We start from the raw sequence: 26,999 nt of genomic DNA on the forward strand, positions 1-26,999 counted from the left end.
ATGGGCGTGACCAATCGGTTGGCCTGTTACTCCGACCCCGCCGACCACTATTCCCACCGAGTGCGTATCGTGCTCGCGGAGAAGGGTGTCAGCGCCGAGATCATCAGTGTGGAGGCGGGCCGTCAGCCGCCAAAACTGATCGAAGTGAACCCTTACGGCAGCCTGCCCACCCTGGTCGATCGTGACCTGGCGTTGTGGGAGTCGACCGTGGTGATGGAATACCTGGATGAGCGTTACCCGCATCCGCCTTTGCTGCCGGTGTACCCGGTGGCGCGTGCCAACAGCCGCCTGCTGATCCATCGGATCCAGCGTGACTGGTGCGGGCTGGTGGATGTGATTCTGGATTCGCGTACAAAAGAAGCGGTCCGCGTGCAGGCGCGTAAGGAATTGCGCGAAAGTCTGACCGGCGTTTCGCCGTTGTTCGCCGATAAACCTTTTTTCCTCAGCGAGGAACAAAGTTTGGTGGATTGCTGCCTATTACCGATACTCTGGCGTTTGCCGATTCTCGGTATTGAACTGCCGCGGCCTGCCAAGCCGCTGCTTGATTACATGGAGCGCCAGTTTGCGCGTGAGGCTTTCCAGGCGAGTCTGTCTGGCGTCGAACGCGATATGCGCTAAGGCTTAAGGAGCCGCTGATGAACTCCAGTCGACCCTACTTGGTCCGCGCGCTCTATGAGTGGATTGTGGACAACGATTGCACCCCGCACATGCTGGTCAATTCCGAATTCCCTGCGGTTCAGGTACCGCAGGGGTTTGCCAGTGACGGACAGATCGTCCTGAACGTGTCACCCAGTGCTGTGCGACACCTGCACATGGACAACGAAGCCGTGAGCTTCGAAGGGCGTTTCGGCGGCGTGCCGCATACGCTGTTCGTGCCCATTGGTGCCATCCTCGGGATCTACGCCCGGGAAAATGGCCAGGGCATGGTGTTTGATCTGGAGTCGCCTTTCGAGGACGACGAATCGATCGAAAGCGAAGACGGTGATGACCTGCCGCCACCGGATGCCGAGCCACCGCGCCCAAGCGGCCGGCCGAGCCTGAAAGTGGTGAAGTAACGGGCTTTCCCTCGGGGGAGCGCTGAAAGAATGCCTCGACCTGTGTCGGGGCATTTTTTTGCGCGAAGGATATAGATGAAAGTCGCGCCCGGACGGTGATCGTACAACCACCATGGGCTATGATGCGTGCTCATGCTCACCGAGAAAGATGATTCATCATGGAAAACGCCAACACCGCCCCTCGTCTTCCCCGCAAGCGCCGTAGCCTTGCCCAGGAATTGGTCACGGTGTTGTCCGAGCAGATCCGCGACGGCCAGCTCAAGCGTGGCGATAAACTGCCCACCGAGTCGGCGATCATGGATGCCCATGGCGTCAGTCGTACGGTGGTGCGCGAAGCGATCTCGCGATTGCAGGCGGCGGGGCAGGTGGAAACCCGTCACGGTATCGGCACGTTTGTGTTGGATACGCCGAGCCCGAGCGGCTTTCGGATCGACCCGGCCACGGTGGTGACGCTGCGTGATGTGTTGGCGATCCTGGAACTGCGGATCAGCCTGGAAGTGGAGTCTGCAGGTCTGGCTGCGTTACGTCGCAGTGATGAGCAACTGGCGGCCATGCGTGCAGCGCTCGATGCGTTGAATGAAAGCGCGGCCCACGCCGGCGATGCGGTGGCCTCTGACTTTGCATTTCACCTGGAAATTGCCCTGTCCACGGGTAACCGTTACTTCACCGACATCATGACCCACCTGGGCACCAGCATTATTCCGCGCACGCGTTTGAACTCGGCACGCCTGGCCCATGATGACCAGCAGCACTACATGGGCCGCCTGAGCCGCGAGCACGAAGAGATCTACGAGGCGATTGCCCGCCAGGATTCGGACGCGGCACGAGCGGCCATGCGTTTGCATTTGACCAACAGCCGTGAGCGGCTGCGCCATGCCCATGAAGAGGCAGAAGCGCAACGCGGTTAAAAGAAGGCAACCGAGTTGTGCCGGGTGTAAATCGATCTAATTGTGGGAGCGGGCTTGCTCGCGAATGCGGTGTGTCAGTCTGCACATGCATCAACTGAAAGGCGCCTTCGCGAGCAAGCCCGCTCCCACATTTTGATCTCCAGTGTCTGGAATGACGTATTTATTTAGTTGGCAGGTTGGTTGGGCTTGTAGTCCTTGAGCAACAGGTAAGTGCTCCACCCCCACCAATCATTGGTCCAGTGCTTGTCGTTCAGGTCATTCACGTCCTTGCGGCGCAGCACCTTGTCACCCTCCATCTTGAACAGCGGCGAGAAGTTGTTCGCCGGGTTCTGCGCGGCATTCAAGTCCGGCACATACAGCGGCGCCTTGAAGTTGGCCGGGGAGGGCGCAACACCGCTGATGAACGTGTCGAAGATCTCATCGGCCGACGCCTGCACCGCACGTTTGACCTGCACGCGGTTGTCCGCATCAATCGCGTCGAAGTAGCGCTTGTCGCCGTAGGCACGCCACTGATCGCCCATGGCGTTACGCACTTTGAGCCCGAACTTGCTGTCTTCGTCGTGCATGAAGCGGCTGATCAGCGAACCCAGCTCACCCGGTGTCACCACCGCCGCCAGTTGTTTGCGCGGCACCCGCAGATGGCCGGCAGAAAACAGGTCGGTCAGGAAGTGATCCGCAAAACTGTTCATGGCATACGCCAGTTCCAGTGCCTGGTCGGTGCCGGTCTGATGGGCGACCACTGCCTGTTGCAATGCGGCGGTATGGCCGGCCAGGTACGCGGACAGCGCCCACTCACCAAAGTGGTCGGCGTTATCCGCCGCCAGCTTCAAGTAGCGCCCCAGCGGGATAAGCGCAGACACCGCGCTGCCACCTCCGGTGATGCGGTTCCATTCCTCAGACAACGTATCTCCCAGGGCGTCATAGGCTTCATGGGCCTGCTTGCCGTCCTTGATCGCCTGGTTGACCGCGTTGATCTCCTTTTGCATGACCGCGAGAATCTTGCGCGCTTCTTCTCGCGAAGCGGGAAGCACGGCCAACGTGTTGAACGCGGCGGTAAAGCGTTGCACGCGATCAGCCGGGGAGGCGCCGTCGCTGATGGGTTGGCCAGGAATGCCGTAGAAGTCACCACCCAGGGCAATCACTTGGCCGTAGGTGAGTGCCAGCCCGTTGGGCAGGTGCAATTCGACTTGGCGCGCCGGGATGGCCGGTGCGTCCTTGACGAAGCGCAGCAGCGTGTCGTCGCCGATGGCGGTGTGCTCGCCGCCTTCGAAGCGCAGGGTTGGCGGTTTTTTTTCGGGTGCTGCGAGTTCAAGATCTGACATGTTAGCTCCTTGCTATGTCGTAGGAATCTTCCGCAAAAACTGTATGTATATACAGTTAATTCGAGCATAGAGTAAAAAATTCCTACGTCAAGAAGCCCTGCCTCAACACCTCGAAGAATGAAGGTCGATGAATTGCAGTTGACGAATCTTTTTATAGTTGTACGATGACGTACGACATCAACAAACCAACAACAACCTTTCGACAGAAAGTCTTCGCCCAGGGTGTTCGAATAATGAATCCACAAGAACTGAAGTCCATCCTCTCCCACGGTCTGCTGTCTTTCCCGGTGACCGATTTCAACGCCCAGGGTGACTTCCACCAGGCGGGCTACATCAAGCGCCTGGAATGGCTGGCCCCTTACGGCGCCACCGCCTTGTTCGCGGCTGGTGGCACCGGTGAGTTTTTCTCCCTCGCCGCCAGCGAATATTCCCAAGTGGTGAAAACCGCGGTTGATACCTGTGCCACCAGCGTGCCGATCCTGGCCGGTGTCGGCGGTTCGACCCGCCAGGCCATTGAGTACGCTCAGGAAGCCGAGCGCCTGGGTGCCAAAGGCCTGTTGCTGCTGCCGCACTACCTCACCGAAGCCAGCCAGGACGGCGTTGCCGCCCACGTTGAAGCCGTGTGCAAGTCGGTAAAAATCGGCGTGGTGGTGTACAACCGCAACGTCTGCCGCCTGACCGCGCCGCTGCTGGAACGCCTGGCCGAGCGCTGCCCGAACCTGATCGGCTACAAGGATGGCCTGGGTGACATCGAGTTGATGGTGTCGATCCGCCGTCGTCTGGGCGATCGTTTCAGCTACCTCGGCGGCCTGCCGACTGCAGAGGTTTACGCCGCTGCCTACAAGGCCCTGGGCGTGCCGGTGTACTCCTCGGCGGTGTTCAACTTCATCCCGAAAACCGCGATGGACTTCTACCACGCGATCGCCCAGGACGATCACGCCACCGTTGCCAAGATCATCGACAACTTCTTCCTGCCTTACCTGGACATCCGTAACCGCAAGGCCGGCTACGCCGTGAGCATCGTCAAGGCTGGCGCGAAGATCGCCGGCTACGACGCAGGCCCGGTGCGCACTCCGCTGACCGACCTGTTGCCGGAAGAATACGAAGCCCTGGCCGCGCTGATCGACAAGCAAGGTCCGCAGTAACTCATCAACAAGGCCGCTGAGAGATCAGCGGCCTTTTGCGTCAGGAGAAGATTTGTGTCCCAAGCCAAACGTTTTGATAACTACATCAACGGCGAGTGGGTGGCCGGTGCCGACTACTGCGTCAACATCAACCCGTCGGAGCTTTCCGATGCGATTGGTGAATATGCCAAGGCGGATGTAGCCCAGGTTAATGCTGCCATTGATGCGGCACGCGCTGCCTTCCCAGCCTGGTCGACTTCCGGCATCCAGGCGCGCCATGACGCCCTGGACAAAGTCGGCAGCGAAATCCTTGCCCGCCGCGAAGAGCTTGGCACCTTGCTGGCCCGGGAAGAGGGCAAGACCCTGCCCGAAGCCATTGGTGAAGTGACCCGTGCTGGCAACATCTTCAAATTCTTCGCCGGTGAATGCCTGCGTTTGTCCGGCGATTACGTGCCGTCGGTGCGCCCGGGCGTCAATGTTGAAGTCACCCGCGAAGCCTTGGGCGTGGTCGGTCTGATCACCCCGTGGAACTTCCCGATCGCCATTCCCGCGTGGAAAATCGCCCCGGCCCTGGCCTACGGCAACTGCGTGGTGATCAAACCGGCCGAACTGGTGCCGGGTTGTGCCTGGGCCCTGGCGGAGATCATCTCCCGCGCCGGCTTCCCGGCCGGTGTGTTCAACCTGGTGATGGGCAGCGGCCGCGTGGTTGGCGATGTGCTGGTCAACAGCCCGAAAGTCGACGGCATCAGCTTTACCGGTTCCGTGGGTGTGGGCCGCCAGATCGCCGTCAGCTGCGTGTCGCGCCAGGCCAAAGTGCAGTTGGAAATGGGTGGCAAGAACCCGCAGATCATCCTCGACGACGCCGACCTCAAGCAGGCCGTCGAGTTGTCGGTACAGAGCGCGTTCTACTCCACCGGCCAGCGTTGCACCGCCTCCAGCCGCCTGATCGTGACGGCGGGCATCCATGACCAGTTCGTCGCGGCCATGGCCGAGCGCATGAAGTCGATCAAAGTCGGCCACGCGCTCAAAAGCGGCACCGACATCGGCCCGGTGGTCTCCCAGGCGCAGTTGGACCAGGACCTGAAGTACATCGACATCGGCCAAAGCGAAGGCGCGCGGCTGGTCAGCGGTGGTGGACTGGTGACCTGCGATACCGAAGGCTACTTCCTGGCGCCAACACTGTTTGCCGACAGCGAAGCGGCCATGCGCATCAGCCGTGAAGAGATCTTCGGCCCGGTGGCCAACGTGGTGCGCGTGGCGGACTACGAGGCGGCGCTGGCCATGGCCAATGACACCGAATTCGGTTTGTCGGCGGGCATCGCCACTACTTCGCTGAAGTACGCCAACCACTTCAAACACCACTCCCAGGCCGGGATGGTGATGGTCAACCTGCCGACCGCCGGCGTGGACTACCACGTTCCGTTCGGTGGCCGTAAGGGCTCATCCTATGGTTCGCGTGAGCAAGGTCGCTATGCGCAAGAGTTCTACACCGTGGTGAAGACCAGCTACATCGGTTCGTAATACGCAGTACCTGTCGGCACCGGTTCCTGTGGGAGCTGGTCTGTGTGGGAGCTGGCTTGCCTGCGATAGCATCACCGCGGTGTAACGGATGCACCGCGGTGCCTCCATCGCAGGCAAGCCAGCTCCCACATAAAGCAGTCTTCACCGGCAAAAAACACAACGATTACCCGCAAAAAAAATAATTAGTGGGAGTACTTCTTCATGCAAGCGACCAAGCCGACCCACGTCCGCTATTTGATCCTGCTCATGCTGTTCCTGGTGACCACGATCAACTACGCCGACCGGGCCACCATCGCCATCGCCGGCTCCAGCCTGCAAAAAGACCTCGGCATCGACGCGGTCACCCTCGGTTATATCTTCTCTGCATTCGGTTGGGCCTACGTGGCCGGGCAAATCCCCGGTGGCTGGCTGCTGGACCGTTTCGGCTCGAAAAAAATCTATGCCCTGAGCATCTTCACCTGGTCGCTGTTCACCGTGCTGCAAGGCTATGTGGGCGAGTTCGGGGTCTCCACTGCGATCGTCGCGCTGTTCATGCTGCGCTTTCTGGTGGGTCTGGCCGAGGCGCCTTCCTTCCCGGGAAATGCCCGTATCGTCGCGGCGTGGTTTCCCACGGCTGAGCGCGGCACCGCGTCGGCGATCTTCAACTCGGCGCAGTACTTCGCCACCGTGTTGTTCGCCCCGTTGATGGGCTGGATCGTCTACACCTTCGGCTGGCAGCACGTGTTTATCGTGATGGGCGGCATCGGCATCCTGTTCTCGCTGATCTGGCTGAAGCTGATCCACGGCCCGCGCCAGCACCCGATGATCAACGAAGCGGAGTTCAACCACATCGCCGCCAATGGCGCGATGGTTGATATGGACCAAGACAAGGGCAAGGGTAAGAAAACCGACGGCCCGAAGTGGGATTACATCCGCCAGTTGCTGACCAACCGCATGATGCTCGGTGTCTATTTGGGCCAGTACTGCATCAACGGCATCACCTATTTCTTCCTGACCTGGTTCCCGGTGTACCTGGTGCAAGAGCGCGGCATGACCATTCTCAAGGCCGGTTTCATTGCCTCGTTGCCGGCGATCTGCGGCTTTATCGGCGGCGTGCTCGGCGGGGTGATTTCCGACTACCTGCTGCGCAAGGGGCATTCCCTGACCTTCGCCCGCAAAGCGCCGATCATCGGTGGCCTGTTGATTTCCAGCAGCATCGTGGCGTGCAACTACGTGGATATCGAGTGGATGGTGGTGGGCTTCATGGCTCTGGCCTTCTTCGGCAAAGGCGTTGGCGCACTGGGTTGGGCGGTGGTGTCTGACACGTCGCCAAAACAAATCGCCGGGCTCAGTGGTGGCCTGTTCAACATGTTTGGCAACCTGGCGTCCATCAGTACACCTATCGTGATCGGCTACATCATCAGCACCACCGGCTCCTTCAAGTGGGCCTTGGTGTTTGTGGGCGCCAACGCGTTGTTGGCGGTGTTCAGCTACCTGGTGATTGTCGGCCCGATCAAGCGCGTGGTGCTCAAGGAGCCGCCAGCCAAGGGCCCTCAGTTGACTAACCTTACCGAAGCGCATTCCTGAGGGGCGATGTCATGCAGTTGATTGAACACGCCGATTCGCCGCGCTCGATTCGCTTACACCCGCGCGACAACGTGGTGATTGTGGTGAACGACCAGGGCGTACCGGCCGGCACCGAGTTCCCGGACGGTCTGGTCACCGTGGACTTCATCCCCCAGAGCCACAAGGTGACCCTGGAAGATATCCCCGAAGGCGGGCAGATCATTCGCTATGGCCAGACCATCGGCTACGCCCTGGCGCCGATCCCGCGTGGCAGTTGGGTGCAGGAAGACCAGTTGCGCATGCCCACCGCGCCACCGCTGGACAGCCTGCCGCTGTCCACCGAAGTGCCAGAAACCCAGGCGCCGCTGGAAGGGTTTACCTTCGAGGGTTACCGCAACGCCGACGGCACCGTGGGCACGCGCAACATCCTTGGCATTACCACCACGGTGCAGTGCGTCACGGGCGTGCTGGACCATGCGGTCAAGCGCATCAAGGACGAGTTGCTGCCCAAGTACCCGCATGTCGATGACGTGGTGGCGCTGACCCACAGCTACGGCTGCGGCGTGGCGATCACGGCGACGGACGCCTACATCCCGATTCGCACCGTGCGTAACCTGGCGCGCAACCCGAACCTGGGCGGCGAAGCGCTGGTGATCAGCCTGGGCTGCGAGAAGCTGCAGGCCGGGCAGGTGATGCACGACAACGACAGTTCGGTGGACCTGAGCGAGCCGTGGTTGTATCGGTTGCAGGATTCCAGCCACGGTTTTACCGAAATGATCGAGCAGATCATGGCGCTGGCCGAAACCCGCCTGAAAAAGCTCGACCAGCGCCGCCGTGAAACCGTGCCGGCGTCGGAACTGATCCTCGGCATGCAGTGCGGTGGCAGCGATGCATTTTCCGGCATCACCGCCAACCCGGCGTTGGGCTATGCCTCGGACTTGCTGTTGCGGGCCGGGGCGACGGTGATGTTTTCCGAAGTCACGGAAGTACGTGATGCCATCTACTTGCTGACTTCACGTGCCGAGACCCAAGCAATCGCCGAGGAACTGGTCCGGGAAATGGACTGGTACGACCGCTACCTGGCCAAGGGCGAGGCGGACCGCAGTGCCAACACCACGCCGGGCAACAAGAAGGGCGGGTTGTCGAACATTGTCGAGAAGTCCCTGGGCTCCATCGTCAAGTCCGGCAGCAGTGCGATCAACGGCGTGCTTGGCCCCGGCGAGCGCTTCAAGGGCAAGGGGCTGATCTTTTGCGCAACGCCGGCCAGCGACTTTGTGTGTGGCACCTTGCAACTGGCGGCCGGGATGAACCTGCACGTGTTCACCACCGGGCGCGGCACGCCTTATGGGCTGGCGATGGCGCCGGTGGTGAAGGTGTCGACACGCACGGAATTGGCGCAGCGCTGGCCGGACCTGATCGACATCGACGCGGGGCGAATCGCCACTGGACGGGCGAGCATTGAGGAGTTGGGCTGGGAGTTGTTCCACTTCTATTTGGATGTGGCCAGCGGCAAGAAGCAGACATGGGCGGAGCGCCACAAGCTGCACAACGACATCACCCTGTTCAATCCCGCCCCCATCACCTGACGGCTGGCACGGCCCCTGTGGGAGCTGGCTTGCCTGCGTTAGTGGAGTGTCAGTCACAGATCTATCGGCTGACACACCGCCATCGCAGGCAAGCCAGCTCCCACATTTAAAGGTATTCACACATCAATAATGTGGGAGCGGGCTTGCCCGCGAAGGCGTCTTACCAGGCGCTACAGGTCAGCATGGCTTATCATTAGCCACCTAACGACGCTCACCAAGGTTCTCCCCGGCATGCTGGCAATTTTCCTCACCACCCTGACCATCACCGCGCCGGTATTTGCCATGCTGTTCCTGGGCGTGCTCCTCAAGCGCGTCAACTGGATCAACGACAACTTCATCCACGTCGCGTCGTCCCTGGTGTTCAACGTCACCATGCCGGCGTTGCTGTTCCTGGGCATCCTGCATGCCGACCTGCACTCGGCGCTCAAGCCGGGCCTGCTGATCTATTTTGCCGTCGCCACGCTGTTGAGCTTTGCCTTGGCTTGGGGCTGGGCGATCTTTCGCTGCCCCCGTGAAGACCGCGGCATTTATGCCCAGGGCGCATTTCGTGGCAACAACGGGGTGATCGGCCTGGCACTGGCGGCCAGCATGTACGGCGACTACGGCATCTCCCTCGGCGCGATCCTCGCCGCGCTGGTGATTCTGTTCTACAACACCTTGTCGACCATCGTGCTGGCGGTGTACAGCCCGGTGATCAAGTCCGACCCGTGGAGCATCTGCAAAAGCGTGGTGGCCAACCCGTTGATCATCAGCGTGATTGCAGCCACGCCCTTTGCGGTGTTCCAGATCGGTTTGCCCGGTTGGCTGGAGTCGTCCGGTCAGTACCTGGCGGACATGACCTTGCCGCTGGCGCTGATCTGCATCGGTGGCACCTTGTCTCTGGCGGCGTTGCGCAAAAGCGGCAGCATGGCGCTGAGTGCCAGCCTGGTGAAGATGATCGGCTTGCCCGTGTTCGCAACGCTGGGCGCGTGGCTGTTGGGCTTTCGCGGGCCGGAGCTGGGGATTTTGTTCCTGTATTTCGGCGCACCCACTGCGGCGGCGAGTTTCGTGATGGCCCGGGCGGCGGAGGGCAATCATGAGCTGGCGGCGGCGATTATCGTGATCACCACCTTGATGGCAGCGGTGACCACCAATATCGGGATTTTTGTGTTGCAGGCGGGGGGGTGGATCTGAATTTTCTGCCGTCCGTGAGGGCCAATCGCCGGCAAGCCAGCTCCCACATTTTGATTTGTGAACACATTCAAAGGTGGGAGCCGGCTTGCCGGCGATAGCAATCCAACGGTTACTGCTTATCTGCCTGATACGCCTCGATCACTTCCTGCGCCGCCCGAAACGCATCAATCGCCGCCGGCACGCCGGCATACACCGCGCAATGCAGCAGCGCTTCACGAATCTCTTCTACGGTGCAGCCATTGTTCAGCGCCCCGCGCACATGGCCCTTGAGTTCCTGCGGACACTTGAGGGCGGTGAGGGCCGCCAGGGTGATCAGGCTGCGGGTCTTCAGCGGCAACCCTTCGCGGTTCCACACACTGCCCCAGGCATGTTCATTGACGAAGTCTTGCAGCGGCTGGGTGAATTCGGTGGCGTTGCCCAGGGCGCGGTCGACGAACACATCGCCCATGACCTGGCGACGCATCTCAACTCCGGGCTTTTTCTGATCGGTCATTGCGATTCCCTCTTGTGTTGGCGGCGCCAGGCTCGCAGCGTGCTGAACAACAGAAAAGCCACCAGCACTGGCAGGACGTAATACAGCATCAGGTGTTCAAGCTTGGTGGCCAGGGGCATGCCGGTGGTGAACGCCATCACGTGCAGCCCGTAAGCGAGGTACAGGCCCAGCAGTACCAGGCCTTCGGCGCGAGTCACGCGGTAACCGGTGTAGAACACCGGCAGGCACAGCACCACCACGCCGAGCATCACCGGCAAATCGAAATCCAGGGCATTGGGCGATACCGACAGCGGCGAGGGCGCAAGCAGGGCGGTCAGCCCCAATACGCCCAGCAAGTTGAACAGGTTGCTGCCGATCACGTTGCCCACGGCGATTTCGCGCTCACCACGCAGGGCGGCAATCAGTGACGTCGCCAGGCACGGCAGCGAGGTGCCGACGCCGATCAGGGTCAGGCCGATCACGCGCTCCGACAGGCCCAGGTCGCCGGCCACATCCACCGCTGCGCCGAGCAGCAGATGCCCGGCGAGCACCAGGATCAACAACCCGCCGAGCATCAGCAGCACGCTGCTGAACCAGGGGGCGCGGGCCACGGTGTCCAGTGTGCGCGGGCGGCGTGAATGGCGCGTCTGGTAATGCAGCACGCCGAGGTAGGCGACCAGTGCGACCAGCAGCACCAGGCCATCGACCGGCGTCAGTTCTTCATTGGCGGCGAGGGTGAACACCAGCAGGCCGGCGAAGATCATCACCGGGATGTCCAGGCGCACCAACTGGCGCGAGACCCGCAACGGAATAATCAGTGCCGACAGGCCCAGGGTCACCAGGATGTTGAAGATGCTGCTGCCGATCACGCTGCCCACCGCGATATCGGTGTTGCCAGCCAGGGTGGCTTGCAGGCTGACGGTCATCTGCGGCGCGCTGCTGCCGAAGGCGACGATGGTCAGGCCGATGATCAGCGGTCGCACCTTGAGGCTGCCGGCCAGGCGCACGGCGGCGCGCACCAGGATCTCGGCGCCGACGATCAGCAGCACCAGGCCGCTGACCAGTTCCAGCAGGCTCCAGGGCGAGAGGGCGGTTAATCCGAAAATGACCGGTCCTCCATCGTCAATTGCCCAGGGCTTGCACGCGCACGCGCGCGGTGCCGCTGCTGATCATGCCCAATTGCTCGGCCGCCTTGCGTGAAAGATCGATCAAGCGCCCACGGGTATGCGGGCCGCGATCGTTGATGCGGACAACCACGGATTTGTCATTGTCGAGATTCGTGACCTTGACCTGGGTGCCGAAGGGCAGTTGCCGATGGGCGGCGGTCAGGGCGTTCTGGTTGAAGGGTTCGCCACTGGCGGTCTTGTTGCCATGGTGCTTGGCACCGTAATAGGAGGCGGTGCCGGTTTCGTCGTAGCCGTTGGGGTTGATGACGCCGCTGGCGCAGCCGGCCAGCAGGGAGAACAGGGCCAGGAGGCCAAGTAGACGCTTCATTGCAAGATGCCCCCATGACAAATGTGGGAGCTGGCTTGCCTGCGATGCAGACGACTCGGTGTTTCAAACACACCGAGGTGATGCAATCGCAGGCAAGCCAGCTCCCACAGGGTATTCGGGCAGGGGGTAAATCCCGCCCGGACCATTTACCGCTGTCAGCCTTCGAGCTTGCTTTTGAGCAATTCGTTCACCTGTTGCGGGTTGGCCTTGCCCTTGGAGGCTTTCATTGCCTGGCCCACAAAGAAACCGAACATCTTGCCGCGCTTGGCTTCGTCTGCCGCACGGTATTGCTCGACCTGCTCGGCGTTGGCCGCGAGCATTTCATCCAGCACGGCCGAAATCGCACCGCTGTCGGTGACTTGCTTGAGGCCGCGCTTCTCGATGATTTCGTCGGCGCTGCCTTCGCCTGCAGCCATCGCTTCGAACACGGTCTTGGCGATCTTGCCGGAGATGGTGTTGTCCTTGATGCGCAGCAACATGCCACCCAATTGCTCGGCGGTGACCGGGGCTTCGTCGATTTCCAGGCCCTGTTTGTTCAACAGGCTGCCCAGTTCAACCATCACCCAGTTGGCCGCCAGCTTGGCGTCACCGGCAATGCTCACGACTTTTTCGAAGTAGTTGGCTTGTTCACGGCTGGAGGCCAAGACGCTGGCATCGTAGACCGACAAGCCGAACTGCTCCTGGAAGCGCTCGCGTTTCTGCTGCGGCAGTTCCGGCAGGGTGGCGCGGATGTCGTTGAGGTATGCGTCCTCAAGCACCACCGGCAACAGGTCCGGGTCGGGGAAGTAACGGTAGTCGTTGGCTTCCTCCTTGCTGCGCATGGCGCGGGTTTCGTCTTTGTTCGGGTCGTACAGGCGGGTCTGCTGGATGACCTTGCCGCCGTCTTCGATCAGCTCGATCTGGCGACGCACTTCGGTGTTGATCGCCTTCTCGATGAAGCGGAACGAGTTGACGTTCTTGATCTCGCAGCGGGTGCCGAACTCGACCTGGCCCTTTGGCCGTACCGACACGTTGCAGTCACAGCGCAGCGAGCCTTCGGCCATGTTGCCGTCGCAGATGCCCAGGTAGCGCACCAGCGCGTGGATGGTCTTGACGTAGGCCACGGCTTCCTTGGCGCTGCGCATGTCCGGCTCGGAAACGATCTCCAGCAGCGGCGTGCCCGCACGGTTCAGGTCGATACCGGTGGCGCCCGGGAATTCTTCGTGCAGGCTCTTGCCGGCATCTTCTTCCAGGTGGGCGCGGGTTACGCCGACGCGCTTGATGGTGCCGTCTTCCAGCGGGATATCCAGGTGGCCCTTGCCAACAATCGGCAGTTCCATCTGGCTGATCTGGTAGCCCTTGGGCAGGTCCGGGTAGAAGTAGTTCTTGCGTGCGAACACGTTGTGCTGGCCGATCTCGGCGTCAATCGCCAGGCCGAACATCACGGCCATGCGTACCGCTTCCTGGTTCAGCACCGGCAGAACGCCAGGCATGCCCAGATCTACCAGGCTGGCCTGGGTGTTCGGTTCGGAGCCGAACGTGGTGGCGCTACCGGAGAAAATCTTCGATTGGGTGGCGAGCTGGGTATGAATCTCCAGCCCGATCACAACTTCCCATTGCATAGTGTTCTCCTCAGAAGCCGGTAGGGGTGCGGGTGTGCCAGTCGGTGTGCAACTGGTACTGGTGCGCCACATTGAGCAGGCGGCCTTCCTGGAAATACGGGGCGAGCAATTGCACGCCGACCGGCAGGCCATCGACGAAACCGGCAGGCATGGACAAACCCGGCAGGCCCGCGAGGTTGGCGGTGATGGTGTAAAGGTCTTCGAGGTAGGCAGCGACCGGGTCGCCGTTCTTGGCGCCGAGCTTCCAGGCCGGGTTCGGCGTGGTTGGGCCGAGGATCACGTCGACTTCTTCGAAGGCGGCCATGAAGTCGTTCTTCACCAGGCGACGGATCTTTTGCGCCTTGAGGTAGTACGCGTCGTAGTAACCGGCCGACAGGGCGTAGGCCCCGACCATGATGCGGCGCTGTACTTCGGCACCGAAGCCTTCGCCACGGGAGCGCTTATAAAGGTCGGTGAGGTCTTTCGGATTTTCGCAGCGGTAGCCGAAACGCACGCCGTCGAAACGCGACAGGTTGGAGGACGCTTCAGCCGGGGCGATCACGTAGTACGCAGGAATCGCGTGCCCGTTGTTCGGCAGGCTGATTTCCTTGATCACGGCGCCGAGCTTTTCCAGCTCCTTGACGCTGTTGTGCACAAGCTCCGCGATGCGTGGGTCGAGACCAGCGCTGAAGTACTCCTTCGGCACGCCGATGCGCAGGCCCTTGATCGAGGTGTTCAGGCTGGCGCTGTAGTCCGGCACGGGCTCGTCGATGCTGGTGGAGTCCTGTTTATCGAAGCCGGCCATGCCTTGTAACAAAATTGCGCAGTCTTCGGCGGTACGTGCCAGGGGGCCGCCCTGATCCAGGCTGGACGCGTAGGCGATCATGCCCCAGCGGGACACGCGACCGTAGGTTGGCTTCAGACCGGTGAGGTTGGTGAAGGCGGCAGGTTGGCGGATCGAGCCGCCGGTGTCGGTGGCGGTAGCCGCCGGCAGGAAGCGCGCAGCCACGGCGGCAGCCGAACCACCCGACGAACCACCGGGCACGTGCTCCAGGTTCCACGGGTTCTTCACCGCGCCGTAGTAGCTCGACTCGTTGGCCGAACCCATGGCGAATTCGTCCATGTTGGTCTTGCCCAGGGTCACGGCCCCGGCGGCAGCCAGCTTGGACACCACGGTGGCGTCGTAGGGCGCCTTGAAGTTGTCGAGCATCTTCGAGCCGCAGCTGGTGCGAATGCCCTGGGTGCAGAACAGGTCCTTGTGGGCGATAGGCGCACCCAGCAGTGGGCTGTTTTCACCGTTGGCGCGACGTGCGTCGGCGGCCTTGGCCTGGCTCAAGGCCAGCTCTTCGGTGAGGCTGATGAAGCTGTTGACCTTCGGATCGTGCTCGGCGATGCGCGCCAGCAGGGTCTTGGTCAGCTCTTCGGAAGAAAACTTTTTGTCGGCGAGACCGCGGGCGATCTCGGCCAGAGTCATGTGATGCATGAAAGGCTCTTTCCCTTTAGTCGATGACTTTCGGAACCAGGTACAGGCCGTTTTCGACCGCTGGCGCGATGGACTGGTAGGCCTCGCGATTATTACTCTCGGTCACGACGTCTGCGCGCAGGCGCTGGCTGGCTTCCAGCGGGTGAGCCAAAGGCTCGATACCGTCGGTATTTACGGCCTGCATCAGGTCGACCAGCCCGAGAATGCTGTTCAGGGCTGCAGTGGTCTGTGGAAGATCGGCATCATTGAGGCCAAGCGAGGCCAGATGCGCGATTTTTTCCACGTCGGAGCGTTCAAGCGTCATGGGAATCTCCAGTGGAAAACAGAACGGAGGCTGTCCGTGTGTTAGATTGTCGGAACACTACCGCATTTCTACGGTCTTACGGCCGCGATTGTGGGGTTAGGTGCACAGAAAGTCGGCCAATTTAGCACATTGGCGCCTTGCCCAAAATCCCTGTCGTTGTTAGAGTTTGCCGCACTTTTTTACCCACGCGTTGCCTAGGGTCCCTTTCCCATGTTCAAGAAACTGCGTGGCATGTTTTCCAGCGATCTTTCCATTGACCTGGGCACTGCCAACACCCTTATTTACGTGCGCGAGCGCGGTATCGTCCTGAATGAGCCATCGGTTGTGGCTATTCGGACGCACGGTAACCAGAAAAGTGTCGTTGCCGTTGGCACCGAGGCCAAGCGCATGCTCGGCCGTACACCAGGCAATATTGCCGCCATTCGTCCGATGAAAGACGGCGTGATCGCCGACTTCAGCGTCTGCGAGAAGATGCTGCAGTACTTCATCAACAAGGTTCACGAAAACAGTTTCCTGCAGCCCAGCCCTCGTGTGCTGATCTGCGTTCCGTGCAAATCCACCCAGGTTGAGCGTCGTGCCATCCGTGAATCGGCCCTCGGTGCCGGTGCCCGTGAAGTGTTCCTGATCGAAGAGCCGATGGCGGCTGCGATCGGTGCCGGCCTGCCGGTTGAAGAAGCGCGTGGCTCGATGGTGGTGGATATCGGTGGTGGTACCACTGAAATCGCCCTGATCTCCCTCAACGGTGTGGTGTATGCCGAATCCGTACGTGTGGGCGGCGACCGTTTCGACGAAGCGATCATCACTTATGTGCGTCGTAACTACGGCAGCCTGATCGGCGAATCCACCGCCGAGCGCATCAAGCAGGAAATCGGCACCGCTTACCCGGGCGGCGAAGTGCGCGAAGTCGATGTTCGCGGTCGCAACCTGGCCGAAGGCGTTCCACGTGCTTTCACCCTGAACTCCAACGAAGTGCTGGAAGCTCTGCAAGAGTCCCTGGCCACTATTGTTCAGGCAGTGAAGAGCGCCCTGGAGCAATCGCCACCGGAGCTGGCTTCCGATATCGCCGAGCGTGGCCTGGTACTGACCGGCGGTGGCGCCTTGCTGCGTGACCTCGACAAGCTGCTGGCCCAGGAAACTGGCCTGCCGGTGATCGTCGCCGAAGACCCGCTGACCTGCGTTGCCCGTGGCGGTGGTCGTGCACTGGAAATGATGGATAAACACACCATGGACCTGCTTTCCAGCGAATAAGCATTTGCTGATTAGCCCATGTTTCGCCCGCAGGCAGCACTTTGCAGTGCTGCCTGTTGGCGTTTATCTTCTTCAATCTGCATCCAGGCCGGTTAGATGCCGTATGAATAAAGAGAACATTTGCCTGGGAGGAGCGGCTTATTAAACCGCTTTTCGCCAAAGGCCCCTCATTGGGCGTGCGCCTGTTGGTGCTGGTCGTGCTTTCGGTCGCGCTGATGGTGGTCGATGCCCGCTTTGCACTGCTCAAGCCCGTGCGCAGCCAGATGTCGCTGGTGTTGATGCAGACCTACTGGATCACCGACCTGCCGCAACGTCTCTACCAGGGCGTGGCCAGCCAATTCGGCAGCCGCACCGAGCTGGTTGCCGAGAACGAAAAACTCAAGACCGAAAACCTGCTGCTGCAGGGGCGCATGCAAAAGCTGGCGGCCCTCACCGAGCAGAACGTTCGGTTGCGCGAGTTGCTCAATTCTTCCGCGCTGGTCAACGAGAAGGTCGAAGTGGCCGAGTTGATCGGCATGGACCCCAACCCCTTTACCCATCGCATCATCATCAACAAGGGTGAACGTGACGGTGTGGTCCTCGGCCAGCCGGTGCTTGATGCCCGTGGCCTGATGGGCCAGGTGGTGGAGCTGATGCCTTATACCTCGCGGGTTCTGCTGCTGACGGACACCACCCACAGTATCCCGGTGCAGGTGAACCGCAACGGCTTGCGTGCGATTGCCAGCGGCACCGGCAACCCGGAACGCCTGGAATTGCGCCACGTCGCCGACACGGCGGATATCAAGGAAGGCGACCTGCTGGTCAGCTCCGGCCTTGGCCAACGTTTCCCGGCCGGTTACCCGGTGGCGACGGTCAAGGAAGTGATCCACGATTCCGGCCAGCCCTTCGCCATCGTGCGTGCCGTACCGACGGCGGCCTTGAACCGCAGCCGTTACCTGCTGCTGGTGTTCAGCGACAACCGCACTCCTGAAGAGCGCGCCAATGACGCCGCCCAGGCCCAGGAAGCGGAAGACAAGCAAAACGGTGTTGCGCCGATCGTGCCTGCAACTGTGCCAAAACCGGCATTCGTCGGGCCGCCTGCGCCTGCACCTGCTGCGGCGGCGCCCGTAGCCACTCCCGCCAAGCCTGTGGCGCACAATGCGCGTGCGGCTAAACCGGCAGCGACCAAGCCACCGGCCGCGACGCCTGCGGCCAGGCCTGCGGCGACCGCCCCGGCAACCACACGGCAGAGGGAGGAATAATGGCCGGTACTCATTCGCGCAACGGCTGGATCGTCTGGCTGACCTTTGCCATCGGCTTGCTGCTCAGCGTTTCGCCGTTGCCGCAATTCATGGAAATCCTGCGACCGCTCTGGCTGGCGCTGCTGCTGGCCTTCTGGTCGCTGAACCTGCCGCACAAGGTCGGCATGGTCACGGCGATGTTCCTGGGCTTGGCGGAAGATGTGCTCTATGGCACCTTGCTGGGGCAGAACGCGTTGATCCTTACCCTGATCACCTTCCTGGTGCTGTCGTTGCAGCAACGGCTGCGCATGTTTCCGATGTGGCAGCAGTGCCTGGTGATTCTGGTGATCTTCGGCCTGGCTCAACTGGTGCAGCTGTGGCTGAGCGCCTTGACCGGCAACCGCCAGCCCACCCTGGCGCTGGTATTGCCAGCGCTGGTCAGTGCGCTGCTGTGGCCTTGGATCAGTTTTGGCCTGCGTGGGTTACGTCGTCGCTATAAGATCAATTGAACGGATTGCGAGGCTCTGCCTGGTTATCGAACCCTACAGGGAGAGTCTGGAATGAATTCGCTTTACCTGGCCTCGGGCTCTCCGAGGCGGCGTGAACTGCTGACCCAGATCGGTGTGCCCTTCACCGTGGTCAGCGCCACTATTGATGAAACACCTCTTACCAATGAACCTGCCGTTGCCTACGTCGAGCGCCTTGCGCGCGGCAAGGCGGCGGCGGGTTTTGCTGCGCTCGAAAACACCCCGGGCGCCTGCGTGCTGGGCGCTGATACGGCTGTGATCGTCGATGGGAAGATCCTTGGCAAGCCCGTGGATCAAGCCGATGCCCTGGCCATGCTGATGGCGTTGGCGGGGCGTGAGCATGAAGTCCTCACCGCCATAGCCCTGACGGATGGCCGGCGTAGCGAAACTGTTTGTGTAAGCAGTCGTGTACGGTTTCGCGGTATTTCTGTCGAAGAGGCTACAACCTACTGGCACAGTGGCGAACCCCAGGACAAGGCGGGCGGCTATGCTATCCAGGGCCTGGGGTCGGTGTTCGTGGCCGGGCTCAACGGCAGTTATTCCGCCGTGGTCGGCCTGCCGGTGTGTGAAACCGCGCAACTGCTCGGCCAATTCGGCATACCCTGTTGGCAAAACCTTACCGTGCGTTGAACGCCGTATTCCAGCGCCAAGCCTTTAGCGATCGGTCACTATTGTGAAAACGCCTGAACGAGACCCAGCCATGAGTGAAGAGATTCTGATCAATATCACGCCGATGGAATCACGCGTGGCGGTGGTAGAAAACGGTGTTCTGCAAGAAGTGCACGTTGAGCGCACCCAGAAGCGCGGGATCGTTGGCAACATCTACAAAGGCAAGGTCGTGCGCGTATTGCCGGGCATGCAGGCGGCATTCGTCGACATCGGCCTGGACCGCGCCGCGTTTATCCATGCTTCGGAAATCTCCTTGCGCGAAGGCCCTGCGGTGGAAAGCATCAGCGCGCTGGTGCACGAAGGGCAGAGCCTGGTGGTGCAAGTCACTAAGGACCCCATTGGTTCCAAAGGTGCGCGGCTGACGACGCAGCTGTCGATTCCTTCGCGCTACCTGGTGTACATGCCGCGCACGGCCCACGTCGGTATTTCGCTGAAGATCGAAGACGAAGCTGAACGCGAACGCCTTAAAAAAGTGGTCAGCGACTGCGTGGCCGCCGAAGGCATCAAGGAAGCCGGTGGGTTTATCTTGCGCACCGCTGCCGAAGGCGCCGGCGCCGATGAAATCCTCATGGACATCCGCTACCTGCGGCGCTTGTGGGACCAGATTGGTGCGCAGATCAAGACCATCGGCGCGCCCAGCGTGATCTATGAAGACCTGGGCCTGGCCTTGCGCACCCTGCGTGATTTGGTCAGCCCGAAGATTGAGAAAATTCGCATCGACTCGCGGGAAACCTTCCAGCGCACCACGCAATTTGTAGCCGAGCTGATGCCGGAAATTGCCGACCGCCTGGAACATTACCCGGGCGAGCGGCCGATCTTCGACCTGTATGGTGTCGAAGACGAAATCCAGAAAGCCCTGGAGCGCAAGGTCCCACTCAAGTCCGGTGGCTACCTGGTAGTGGACCCGGCCGAGGCCATGACTACCATCGACGTCAACACGGGCGCTTTCGTGGGGCACCGCAACCTTGAAGAGACCATCTTCAAGACCAACCTCGAAGCGGCGACTGCGATTGCCCGCCAGCTGCGCCTGCGTAACCTGGGCGGCATCATCATCATCGACTTCATCGACATGGAAGATGAAGAGCACCAGCGCCAGGTGCTGCGTACGCTCGAGAAGCAACTGGAACGTGATCACGCCAAGACCAACATCATCGGTATCACCGAGCTGGGCCTGGTGCAGATGACCCGCAAGCGCACCCGCGAAAGCTTGGAGCAGGTCCTGTGCGAACCGTGCAGCAGCTGCCAGGGGCGCGGTAAATTGAAGACCCCGGAAACCGTTTGCTACGAGATTTTCCGGGAAATCCTGCGTGAGGCGCGAGCCTATCAGGCCGAAGGTTATCGGGTGCTCGCCAACCAGAAAGTGGTGGATCGGTTGCTGGACGAAGAGTCCGGTAACGTCGCCGAGCTGGAAGGGTTTATCGGGCGCACGATACGCTTCCAGGTCGAAACCATGTATTCCCAGGAACAATACGACGTGGTGCTGCTCTGATCCCCATTCGCTTACTTCCACGAGACCGGCAGACCTTGATCTGCCGTCCGACTATTTGCCTTGAGGGTCGCCTGACATGGAGCGTCTGATACGCTTTTTTGCCGCTTTGACCCGTTGGGGCCTGGGCCTCTGTGCGTTGCTGCTGGTGTTGGCGGCGGTGTACGTGAGCCTGGGTCGTGAGTTGACCCCGCTGGTGGCCGAATACCGCGCCGAAATCGAAGCCAAGGCCCAGGCCGCAGTGGATATGCCCCTGCACATCGGCAGCCTCGAAGGCCGCTGGAGCGGCTTCGCCCCAGTGTTGCTGGCCCACGACGTGATGCTGGGCGAGGGCAGCAGTGCCTTGCGCCTGGATCAGGTCGAAGTGGTGCCGGACATGTGGGCCAGCCTGATGGCGCGCGAAGTGCGTATCGCCCATCTGGAAGTCAGCGGCCTGCAATTGAGCGTGAAGGAAGACAAGGACGGCCACTGGGCGCTGCAAGGCTTGCCAGTGCAGGACGACCAGCCGCTGGACCCGCAGCAGTTGCTCACGCGCATGCAGATGGTCAAGCGCGTGTCATTGCTCGATAGCCAAGTGACATTGCAGCCGTTCGACCAGGCGCCCATGACCCTGACCTATGTGGGCATGAGCCTGCATACCGGCATGAGTCGGCAACGTCTCGATGCACGCCTGACCCTGCCGGACGGCCAGCCGCTGGCCGTGAGCTTGCGCACGCGCATACGCGCCAGCCAATGGAAAGATGCAGAGGTGCAGGCCTACCTGAGCCTGCCGCAGAGTGATTGGGCCAAGTGGATTCCAGCCAAGCTGACCCCGCAATGGAAACTCACCCAGTTCAAGGCGGGCGGCGAGTTTTGGCTGACCTGGGCCAAGGGCACCGTGCAAAGTGCCGTGGTACGCCTGAATTCACCTCAGGTGAAGGGCAGCTACGCCGACCGCAAGCCGGTCCATATAGAAAACCTGGCACTCACCGCCTACCTGCAACGCAGTGACACAGGCTTGAAAGTGCTGCTGGATTCGCTGGCGATGAACCTGGGAGACACCCGCTGGGAGTCGCGCGTACAACTGCAGCAGACCCTGGCTACCGACAAGGACTTGGAGGTCTGGAAGCTGCAGGCCGATCGCCTGGACCTGACCCCGATCACGCCACTGCTCAATGCCCTGGCGCCACTGCCAGAGGGCTTTGCCAAGACAATCGAACACCTCAAGGCCACCGGTTTGCTGCGTAACGTGCTGGTGGATTTCCGCCCGCAGGACAGCACCGACCAGAAGGTCAGCTTTGCCGCCAACCTTGAGCGGGTGGGTTTTGATGCCTACTTCGGCGCACCTGCGGCGCGTAACGTGTCCGGCAGTATCAGCGGTGACCTGGGCCATGGCGAGTTGCGCATGGACAGCAAGGACTTTTCCTTGCACCTGTTTCCGATTTTCGCCAAGCCTTGGCAGTACATCCAGGCCAATGCGCGCCTGACCTGGAAGCTGGACAAAGAAGGTTTCACCCTGATCGCGCCGTATATCAAGGTGCTGGGTGAAGAAGGCAAGGTGGCCGCCGACTTTCTGATCCGCCTGCATTTTGACCATGACCAGGAAGACTACATGGACCTGCGGGTCGGCATGGTCGATGGCGATGGCCGTTTCACGCCCAAGTACCTGCCTGCTGTCTTGAGCCCGTCGTTGGATGAATGGCTGCGTACGGCGATTCTCAAAGGCGCCGTGGACCAGGGGTTCTTCCAGTACCAGGGCTCGCTGAACCACGACGCGCTGCCGGCGGCACGCAATATCAGCCTGTTCTTCAAGGTGCATGACGCTGAACTGGCGTTCCAGCCGGGCTGGCCACACGTGAGCAAGGTCAACGGCGAAGTGTTTGTCGAGGAGAGCGGCGTGCGCATCCTGGCCAGCAAGGGCCAGTTGCTCGACACCAAGGTCAAGGATGTCTACGTCAATATTCCCCACGCGCCGGCCGGTAAAGACAGCCATTTGCTGCTGACGGGTGGGTTTTTCGGTGGCTTGGGCGATGGCTTGAAGATTCTTCAGGAAGCGCCGATCGGTACGGCGTCGACCTTTGCCGGCTGGAAGGGCGAGGGCGACCTGCAAGGCAAGCTGGACCTGGACGTACCCTTGGCCAAAGGCACCGAGCCGAAGATTGTGGTGGATTTCCAGACCGACAAGTCGCGCCTGCAACTGGCCGAGCCGACCCTGGACCTGACCCAGCTCAAGGGCGATTTCCGTTTCGACAGTGCCAAGGGCCTGAGTGGGCAGAACATCACGGCCCAGGCGTTCGACCGGCCGATTACCGCGCAGATCTTTGCCGATGGCAAACCGGGCAATCTCAGCACCCGCGTGACTGCCAAAGGCCAGGTCACGGTCAAGCGGCTCACCGACTGGCTGAAAATCAGCCAGCCGCTGCCGGTGTCCGGCGATATTCCCTACCAATTGCAGCTCACCCTGGACGGGGCCGACAGCCAGTTGATGGTCAGCTCCAACATGAAAGGCGTCGCTGTCGACCTGCCGGCGCCCTTTGGCATGCCTGCCAGCCAGGGCCGTGACAGCGTGTTCCGCATGACGTTGCAGGGCGCCGAGCGCCGCTACTGGTTCGATTACGGCGAGCTGGCGAACTTCACCTTTGCTTCGCCTCCGGACAAGTTCAATGACGGCCGCGGCGAGTTGTTCCTCGGCGATGGCGATGCAGTATTGCCGGCGGCCAAGGGCCTGCGTATTCGCGGCGTGTTGTCGGAGCTGGACATCGACCCGTGGAAAAAACTGATTGATCGCTATGCCGGCAATGACCCGGGCGGCAGCGCCAAGCAACTGCTCAGCGGTGCAGACTTCAAGGTGGGCAAGGTCACCGGCTTTGGCACCCAGTTTGATCAGGTCAACCTGCTGCTGGATCGCAAGCCGGCCGCGTGGGGCTTGCAGCTGGACAGCCAGCAGGCCAAGGGTACGGTGAACCTGCCGGATGCCAAAGGCGCGCCGATCGCTATCAACCTGCAGTACGTGAAGTTGCCAGCCGTGGACCCGACGGTGCAGGCTGACGAAAACGCGCCGGACCCCTTGGCCGACATCGATCCGAAGGATATTCCGGCGCTGGATATTGGCATCGACCAGCTGTTCCAGGGGCCGGATCTGGTAGGCGCCTGGTCGTTGAAGATCCGGCCAACCGCCAAGGGCCTGGCCTTCAATAACCTGGACCTGGGGCTCAAGGGCATGCAGCTCAAGGGCGCCGGTGGTTGGGAAGGTGCGCCAGGCAGCAGCGGCAGTTGGTACAAAGGCCGCCTGGATGGCAAGAACATCGCTGATGTGCTCAAGGGCTGGGGATTTGCCCCTACGGTGACCAGCGAAGACTTCCATCTGGACGTGGATGGCCGTTGGCCGGGTTCGCCGGCCTGGGTCGGGCCGAAACGCTTCTCCGGCAGCCTCGACGCCGCCTTCCGCAAGGGCCAGTTCGTTGAAGTGGAGGGCGGCGCCCAGGCCCTGCGGGTGTTTGGCCTGCTCAACTTCAATTCCATCGGTCGTCGCCTGCGCCTGGATTTCTCGGACCTTCTCGGCAAGGGCTTGAGCTATGACCGGGTCAAAGGGCTGCTGGCGGCCAGCAATGGCGTGTTCGTGACGCGCGAGCCCATCACCATGACGGGCCCGTCGACCAATCTTGAACTCAATGGCACCCTGGACCTGGTGGCTGACCGCGTCGACGCCAAGTTGCTGGTGACCTTGCCGGTCACCAACAACCTGCCGATTGCCGCGTTGATCGTCGGCGCGCCCGCCATCGGTGGCGCGTTGTTCCTGATCGACAAGTTGATCGGTGACCGTGTTTCGCGCTTCGCCAGCGTGCAGTACAAAGTGGAAGGTCCTTGGAAGGATCCAAAAATCACCTTCGACAAGCCATTTGAAAAGCCAAACTGAGAGCCTGTGGAGTAGCATGGCCCCATGCTTTTTACGGAGTGTCGGCCCATGTCCTTTGCGGTAATTCAAATGGTCAGCCAGAGTGATGTGCTGGCCAACCTGGCTCAGGCCCGGCGCTTGCTGGAGCAAGCGGCGGCCGGTGGGGCGAAGCTGGCAGTGCTGCCGGAGAACTTCGCCGCCATGGGCCGTCGTGACGTGGCCGATATCGGCCGCGCCGAAGCCCTGGGCGAAGGCCCGATCCTGCCCTGGTTGAAACAGACCGCCCGTGACCTCACCTTATGGATAGTGGCTGGCACGTTGCCGCTGCCGCCAAAGGACCAGCCGAACGCCAAGTCCAATGCCTGCTCGCTGCTGGTCGATGATCATGGCGAAATCGTCGCCCGCTACGACAAGCTGCACTTGTTTGATGTCGATGTCGCCGATGCGCGAGGTCGTTATCGGGAATCCGACGACTATGCTTTTGGTGGCAACGTTGTGGTAGCCGATACCCCGGTGGGGCGCCTGGGCCTGACGGTATGCTACGACTTGCGTTTCCCGGAGCTGTACAGCGAATTGCGTGCAGCCGGTGCTGAATTGATCACCGCGCCCTCGGCCTTTACCGCAGTGACGGGCGCTGCGCATTGGGATGTGCTGATCCGTGCGCGCGCCATCGAGACCCAGTGCTACCTGCTGGCGGCGGCGCAGGGCGGTGTGCACCCGGGGCCACGGGAAACCCATGGGCATGCGGCGATTGTCGACCCGTGGGGGCGTGTGCTGGCACAACAGGATAGAGGCGAAGCGGTGTTGTTGGCCGAACGCGATAGCAGTGAACAGGCGTCGATACGGGCGCGCATGCCGGTGGTCAACCATCGGCGCTTTTTCTCGCAGGGCGCACAGCGGCCTGCTTCAGAACGATGAATTTAAGGCCAAACCTATGAGCGAGTTGTTGTCCTCAGTCAGTGAACACCTCCTGGCACCCGGTGGCGTGACCATCGAAAGTTTGCAAACCGTGCTCGGCGATCTGGCCGGGCCGGGTATCGACGCGGCCGACCTGTATTTCCAGGGGCAGATCTCCGAGTCCTGGGCCCTGGAAGACGGCATCGTCAAGGAAGGCAGCTTCAACCTTGACCAGGGTGTGGGCGTGCGTGCGCAATCCGGTGAGAAAACCGGCTTTGCCTACAGCAATGCGATCACCCTGGAAGCCTTGGGCCTGGCGGCACGCGCTGCGCGGTCGATCTCCCGTGCTGGGCAAAATGGCACGGTGCAGGCGTTCAGCACCCAGGATGTGGCCCAGTTGTATGCGCCGGATAACCCCCTGGAAGTGATCAGTCGTGCCGAGAAGGTCGAGCTGCTCAAGCGTGTCGACGCCGCCACGCGTGCCCTCGACCCGCGTATCCAGCAGGTCACCGTGAGCATGGCCGGCGTGTGGGAGCGCATCCTGGTGGCGTCCACCGATGGTGGGCTGGCGGCCGATGTGCGGCCGCTGGTGCGCTTCAACGTCAGCGTAATCGTCGAGCAGAACGGTCGCCGCGAGCGCGGTGGTCATGGCGGTGGCGGGCGTACCGACTACCGTTATTTCCTCGCCGAGGACCGTGCCATGGGCTATGCCCGTGAGGCGCTGCGCCAGGCGCTGGTGAACCTGGAAGCCATCCCGGCGCCAGCGGGCACGTTGCCGGTGGTGTTGGGGTCGGGCTGGTCCGGTGTGCTGCTGCACGAGGCGGTGGGCCATGGCCTGGAAGGTGACTTCAACCGCAAGGGCAGTTCGGCTTATAGCGGGCGCATGGGTGAAAGGGTTGCGTCCAAGCTGTGCACCATTGTCGATGATGGCACCCTGGCCGGTCGCCGTGGCTCGCTGAGCGTCGACGACGAAGGCACACCCACCGAATGCACCACGCTGATCGAAAACGGCGTGCTCAAGGGCTACATGCAAGACAAGCTCAATGCCCGGCTGATGGGCGTGGCGCGTACCGGTAACGGTCGCCGCGAGTCTTACGCGCACCTGCCCATGCCACGCATGACCAACACTTACATGCTCGGTGGCGAAAGCGACCCGGCGGAAATCATTGCCTCGGTAAAGCGCGGTATCTACTGCGCCAACCTCGGCGGTGGCCAGGTGGATATCACCAGCGGCAAGTTCGTGTTCTCTACCAGCGAGGCGTACTTGATCGAAGACGGCAAGATTACCGCGCCGGTCAAAGGGGCGACGTTGATTGGCAACGGGCCGGAAGCCATGAGCAAGGTGTCGATGGTCGGTAACGACCTGTCGCTGGACAGTGGCGTGGGTACGTGCGGGAAGGATGGGCAGTCGGTGCCGGTGGGTGTCGGCCAGCCAACGCTGAAAATTGATGCGATCACCGTGGGTGGCACGGGTTCGTAAGAAAGGTGGAGCTTCGGGTGGCGAAGATCGC

The 26,999-nt window shown here is 61.4% G+C and carries 23 protein-coding genes; 16 read left to right on the forward strand and 7 right to left on the reverse strand.

Translation table 11 applies throughout. From position 1 onward, the window contains the following. From HX803_RS19370 to HX803_RS19380, 3 genes are all read left to right on the forward strand, one after another. Entirely contained in the window at window positions 1-618 is a 618-nt protein-coding gene (locus tag HX803_RS19370) for a glutathione S-transferase N-terminal domain-containing protein (RefSeq protein ID WP_016971566.1), read from the forward strand. 17 nt (window positions 619-635) lie between these two features. Continuing rightward, window positions 636-1,055 carry a ClpXP protease specificity-enhancing factor gene (locus tag HX803_RS19375; RefSeq protein ID WP_176995101.1) on the forward strand — a complete coding sequence of 140 codons (420 nt, stop codon included), beginning with the start codon at window positions 636-638 and terminating at the stop codon, window positions 1,053-1,055. Window positions 1,056-1,213: 158 nt separating this feature from the next. After that, window positions 1,214-1,963, forward strand: coding sequence for a FadR/GntR family transcriptional regulator (locus tag HX803_RS19380; RefSeq protein WP_016976230.1), 750 nt, complete (start codon window positions 1,214-1,216; stop codon window positions 1,961-1,963). Between the two features lie 164 nt (window positions 1,964-2,127). Here the strand turns inward: HX803_RS19380 and HX803_RS19385 are convergent, their stop codons facing one another. Next, the gene (locus tag HX803_RS19385) at window positions 2,128-3,285 is read right to left on the reverse strand and encodes a phospholipase (RefSeq protein WP_178922671.1); all 1,158 of its coding nucleotides are present in this window, start codon (window positions 3,283-3,285) and stop codon (window positions 2,128-2,130) included. Window positions 3,286-3,518: 233 nt separating this feature from the next. Between HX803_RS19385 and kdgD the strand changes: the two genes are divergently transcribed. From kdgD to HX803_RS19410, 5 genes are all read left to right on the forward strand, one after another. Continuing rightward, on the forward strand, window positions 3,519-4,430 hold the full coding sequence (kdgD, locus tag HX803_RS19390; protein ID WP_017138261.1) for a 5-dehydro-4-deoxyglucarate dehydratase: 912 nt from the start codon (window positions 3,519-3,521) through the stop codon (window positions 4,428-4,430). A gap of 54 nt (window positions 4,431-4,484) precedes the next feature. Further along, entirely contained in the window at window positions 4,485-5,930 is a 1,446-nt protein-coding gene (locus HX803_RS19395; protein ID WP_178922673.1) for an aldehyde dehydrogenase family protein, read from the forward strand. A 201-nt stretch (window positions 5,931-6,131) separates the two neighbouring features. Continuing rightward, window positions 6,132-7,496, forward strand: coding sequence for an MFS transporter (locus tag HX803_RS19400; protein ID WP_176995098.1), 1,365 nt, complete (start codon window positions 6,132-6,134; stop codon window positions 7,494-7,496). A gap of 11 nt (window positions 7,497-7,507) precedes the next feature. Then, window positions 7,508-9,061, forward strand: a complete 1,554-nt coding sequence (garD, locus tag HX803_RS19405; protein ID WP_178922675.1) for a galactarate dehydratase — start codon at window positions 7,508-7,510, stop codon at window positions 9,059-9,061. 231 nt (window positions 9,062-9,292) lie between these two features. Next, window positions 9,293-10,234, forward strand: a complete 942-nt coding sequence (locus tag HX803_RS19410; RefSeq protein WP_178922677.1) for an AEC family transporter — start codon at window positions 9,293-9,295, stop codon at window positions 10,232-10,234. 109 nt (window positions 10,235-10,343) lie between these two features. On the opposite strand, the gene HX803_RS19415 is transcribed toward HX803_RS19410, so the two are convergent. The 6 genes from HX803_RS19415 to gatC form a co-directional block, all read right to left on the reverse strand. Then, on the reverse strand, window positions 10,344-10,727 hold the full coding sequence (locus tag HX803_RS19415) for a carboxymuconolactone decarboxylase family protein (protein WP_065875108.1): 384 nt from the start codon (window positions 10,725-10,727) through the stop codon (window positions 10,344-10,346). Next, window positions 10,724-11,770 carry a calcium/sodium antiporter gene (locus HX803_RS19420; protein WP_178922967.1) on the reverse strand — a complete coding sequence of 349 codons (1,047 nt, stop codon included), beginning with the start codon at window positions 11,768-11,770 and terminating at the stop codon, window positions 10,724-10,726. Before HX803_RS19420 ends, HX803_RS19415 begins: the two co-directional genes overlap by 4 nt. 58 nt (window positions 11,771-11,828) lie before the next feature. Next, window positions 11,829-12,200 carry a septal ring lytic transglycosylase RlpA family protein gene (locus HX803_RS19425; protein ID WP_176995095.1) on the reverse strand — a complete coding sequence of 124 codons (372 nt, stop codon included), beginning with the start codon at window positions 12,198-12,200 and terminating at the stop codon, window positions 11,829-11,831. A 155-nt stretch (window positions 12,201-12,355) separates the two neighbouring features. Continuing rightward, window positions 12,356-13,801 (reverse strand): Asp-tRNA(Asn)/Glu-tRNA(Gln) amidotransferase subunit GatB, encoded by a 1,446-nt coding sequence (gene gatB / locus HX803_RS19430; RefSeq protein ID WP_178922678.1) that lies wholly within the window; start codon window positions 13,799-13,801, stop codon window positions 12,356-12,358. Window positions 13,802-13,811: 10 nt separating this feature from the next. Then, complete coding sequence (gene gatA / locus HX803_RS19435) at window positions 13,812-15,263, reverse strand: Asp-tRNA(Asn)/Glu-tRNA(Gln) amidotransferase subunit GatA (RefSeq protein ID WP_178922680.1); 1,452 nt, start codon at window positions 15,261-15,263, stop codon at window positions 13,812-13,814. Between the two features lie 16 nt (window positions 15,264-15,279). Further along, complete coding sequence (gene gatC / locus HX803_RS19440; RefSeq protein WP_178922682.1) at window positions 15,280-15,567, reverse strand: Asp-tRNA(Asn)/Glu-tRNA(Gln) amidotransferase subunit GatC; 288 nt, start codon at window positions 15,565-15,567, stop codon at window positions 15,280-15,282. A 210-nt stretch (window positions 15,568-15,777) separates the two neighbouring features. Here gatC and mreB point away from each other — a divergent pair, with 210 nt between their 5' ends. From mreB to tldD, 8 genes are all read left to right on the forward strand, one after another. Continuing rightward, complete coding sequence (gene mreB / locus HX803_RS19445; RefSeq protein WP_002555108.1) at window positions 15,778-16,815, forward strand: rod shape-determining protein MreB; 1,038 nt, start codon at window positions 15,778-15,780, stop codon at window positions 16,813-16,815. 140 nt (window positions 16,816-16,955) lie between these two features. Beyond that, window positions 16,956-18,056: a rod shape-determining protein MreC gene (gene mreC / locus HX803_RS19450; RefSeq protein WP_178922969.1), complete on the forward strand. Its 1,101-nt coding sequence runs from the start codon at window positions 16,956-16,958 to the stop codon at window positions 18,054-18,056. Continuing rightward, complete coding sequence (gene mreD / locus HX803_RS19455) at window positions 18,056-18,544, forward strand: rod shape-determining protein MreD (RefSeq protein ID WP_003171788.1); 489 nt, start codon at window positions 18,056-18,058, stop codon at window positions 18,542-18,544. Before mreC ends, mreD begins: the two co-directional genes overlap by 1 nt. A gap of 51 nt (window positions 18,545-18,595) precedes the next feature. Next, entirely contained in the window at window positions 18,596-19,192 is a 597-nt protein-coding gene (locus tag HX803_RS19460; RefSeq protein WP_178922683.1) for a nucleoside triphosphate pyrophosphatase, read from the forward strand. 70 nt (window positions 19,193-19,262) lie between these two features. Next, window positions 19,263-20,720: a ribonuclease G gene (gene rng / locus HX803_RS19465; RefSeq protein WP_010213134.1), complete on the forward strand. Its 1,458-nt coding sequence runs from the start codon at window positions 19,263-19,265 to the stop codon at window positions 20,718-20,720. A gap of 76 nt (window positions 20,721-20,796) precedes the next feature. After that, window positions 20,797-24,612: a YhdP family protein gene (locus tag HX803_RS19470; RefSeq protein WP_178922684.1), complete on the forward strand. Its 3,816-nt coding sequence runs from the start codon at window positions 20,797-20,799 to the stop codon at window positions 24,610-24,612. Between the two features lie 48 nt (window positions 24,613-24,660). Next, window positions 24,661-25,509 carry a carbon-nitrogen hydrolase family protein gene (locus tag HX803_RS19475; protein WP_178922685.1) on the forward strand — a complete coding sequence of 283 codons (849 nt, stop codon included), beginning with the start codon at window positions 24,661-24,663 and terminating at the stop codon, window positions 25,507-25,509. A gap of 16 nt (window positions 25,510-25,525) precedes the next feature. After that, window positions 25,526-26,968: a metalloprotease TldD gene (gene tldD / locus HX803_RS19480; protein ID WP_178922686.1), complete on the forward strand. Its 1,443-nt coding sequence runs from the start codon at window positions 25,526-25,528 to the stop codon at window positions 26,966-26,968. Window positions 26,969-26,999 lie beyond the last annotated feature (31 nt).

The sequence above is a fragment of the Pseudomonas sp. P7548 genome (assembly GCF_013386585.1).
In the GTDB taxonomy this organism is placed as follows: Bacteria; Pseudomonadota; Gammaproteobacteria; order Pseudomonadales; family Pseudomonadaceae; genus Aquipseudomonas.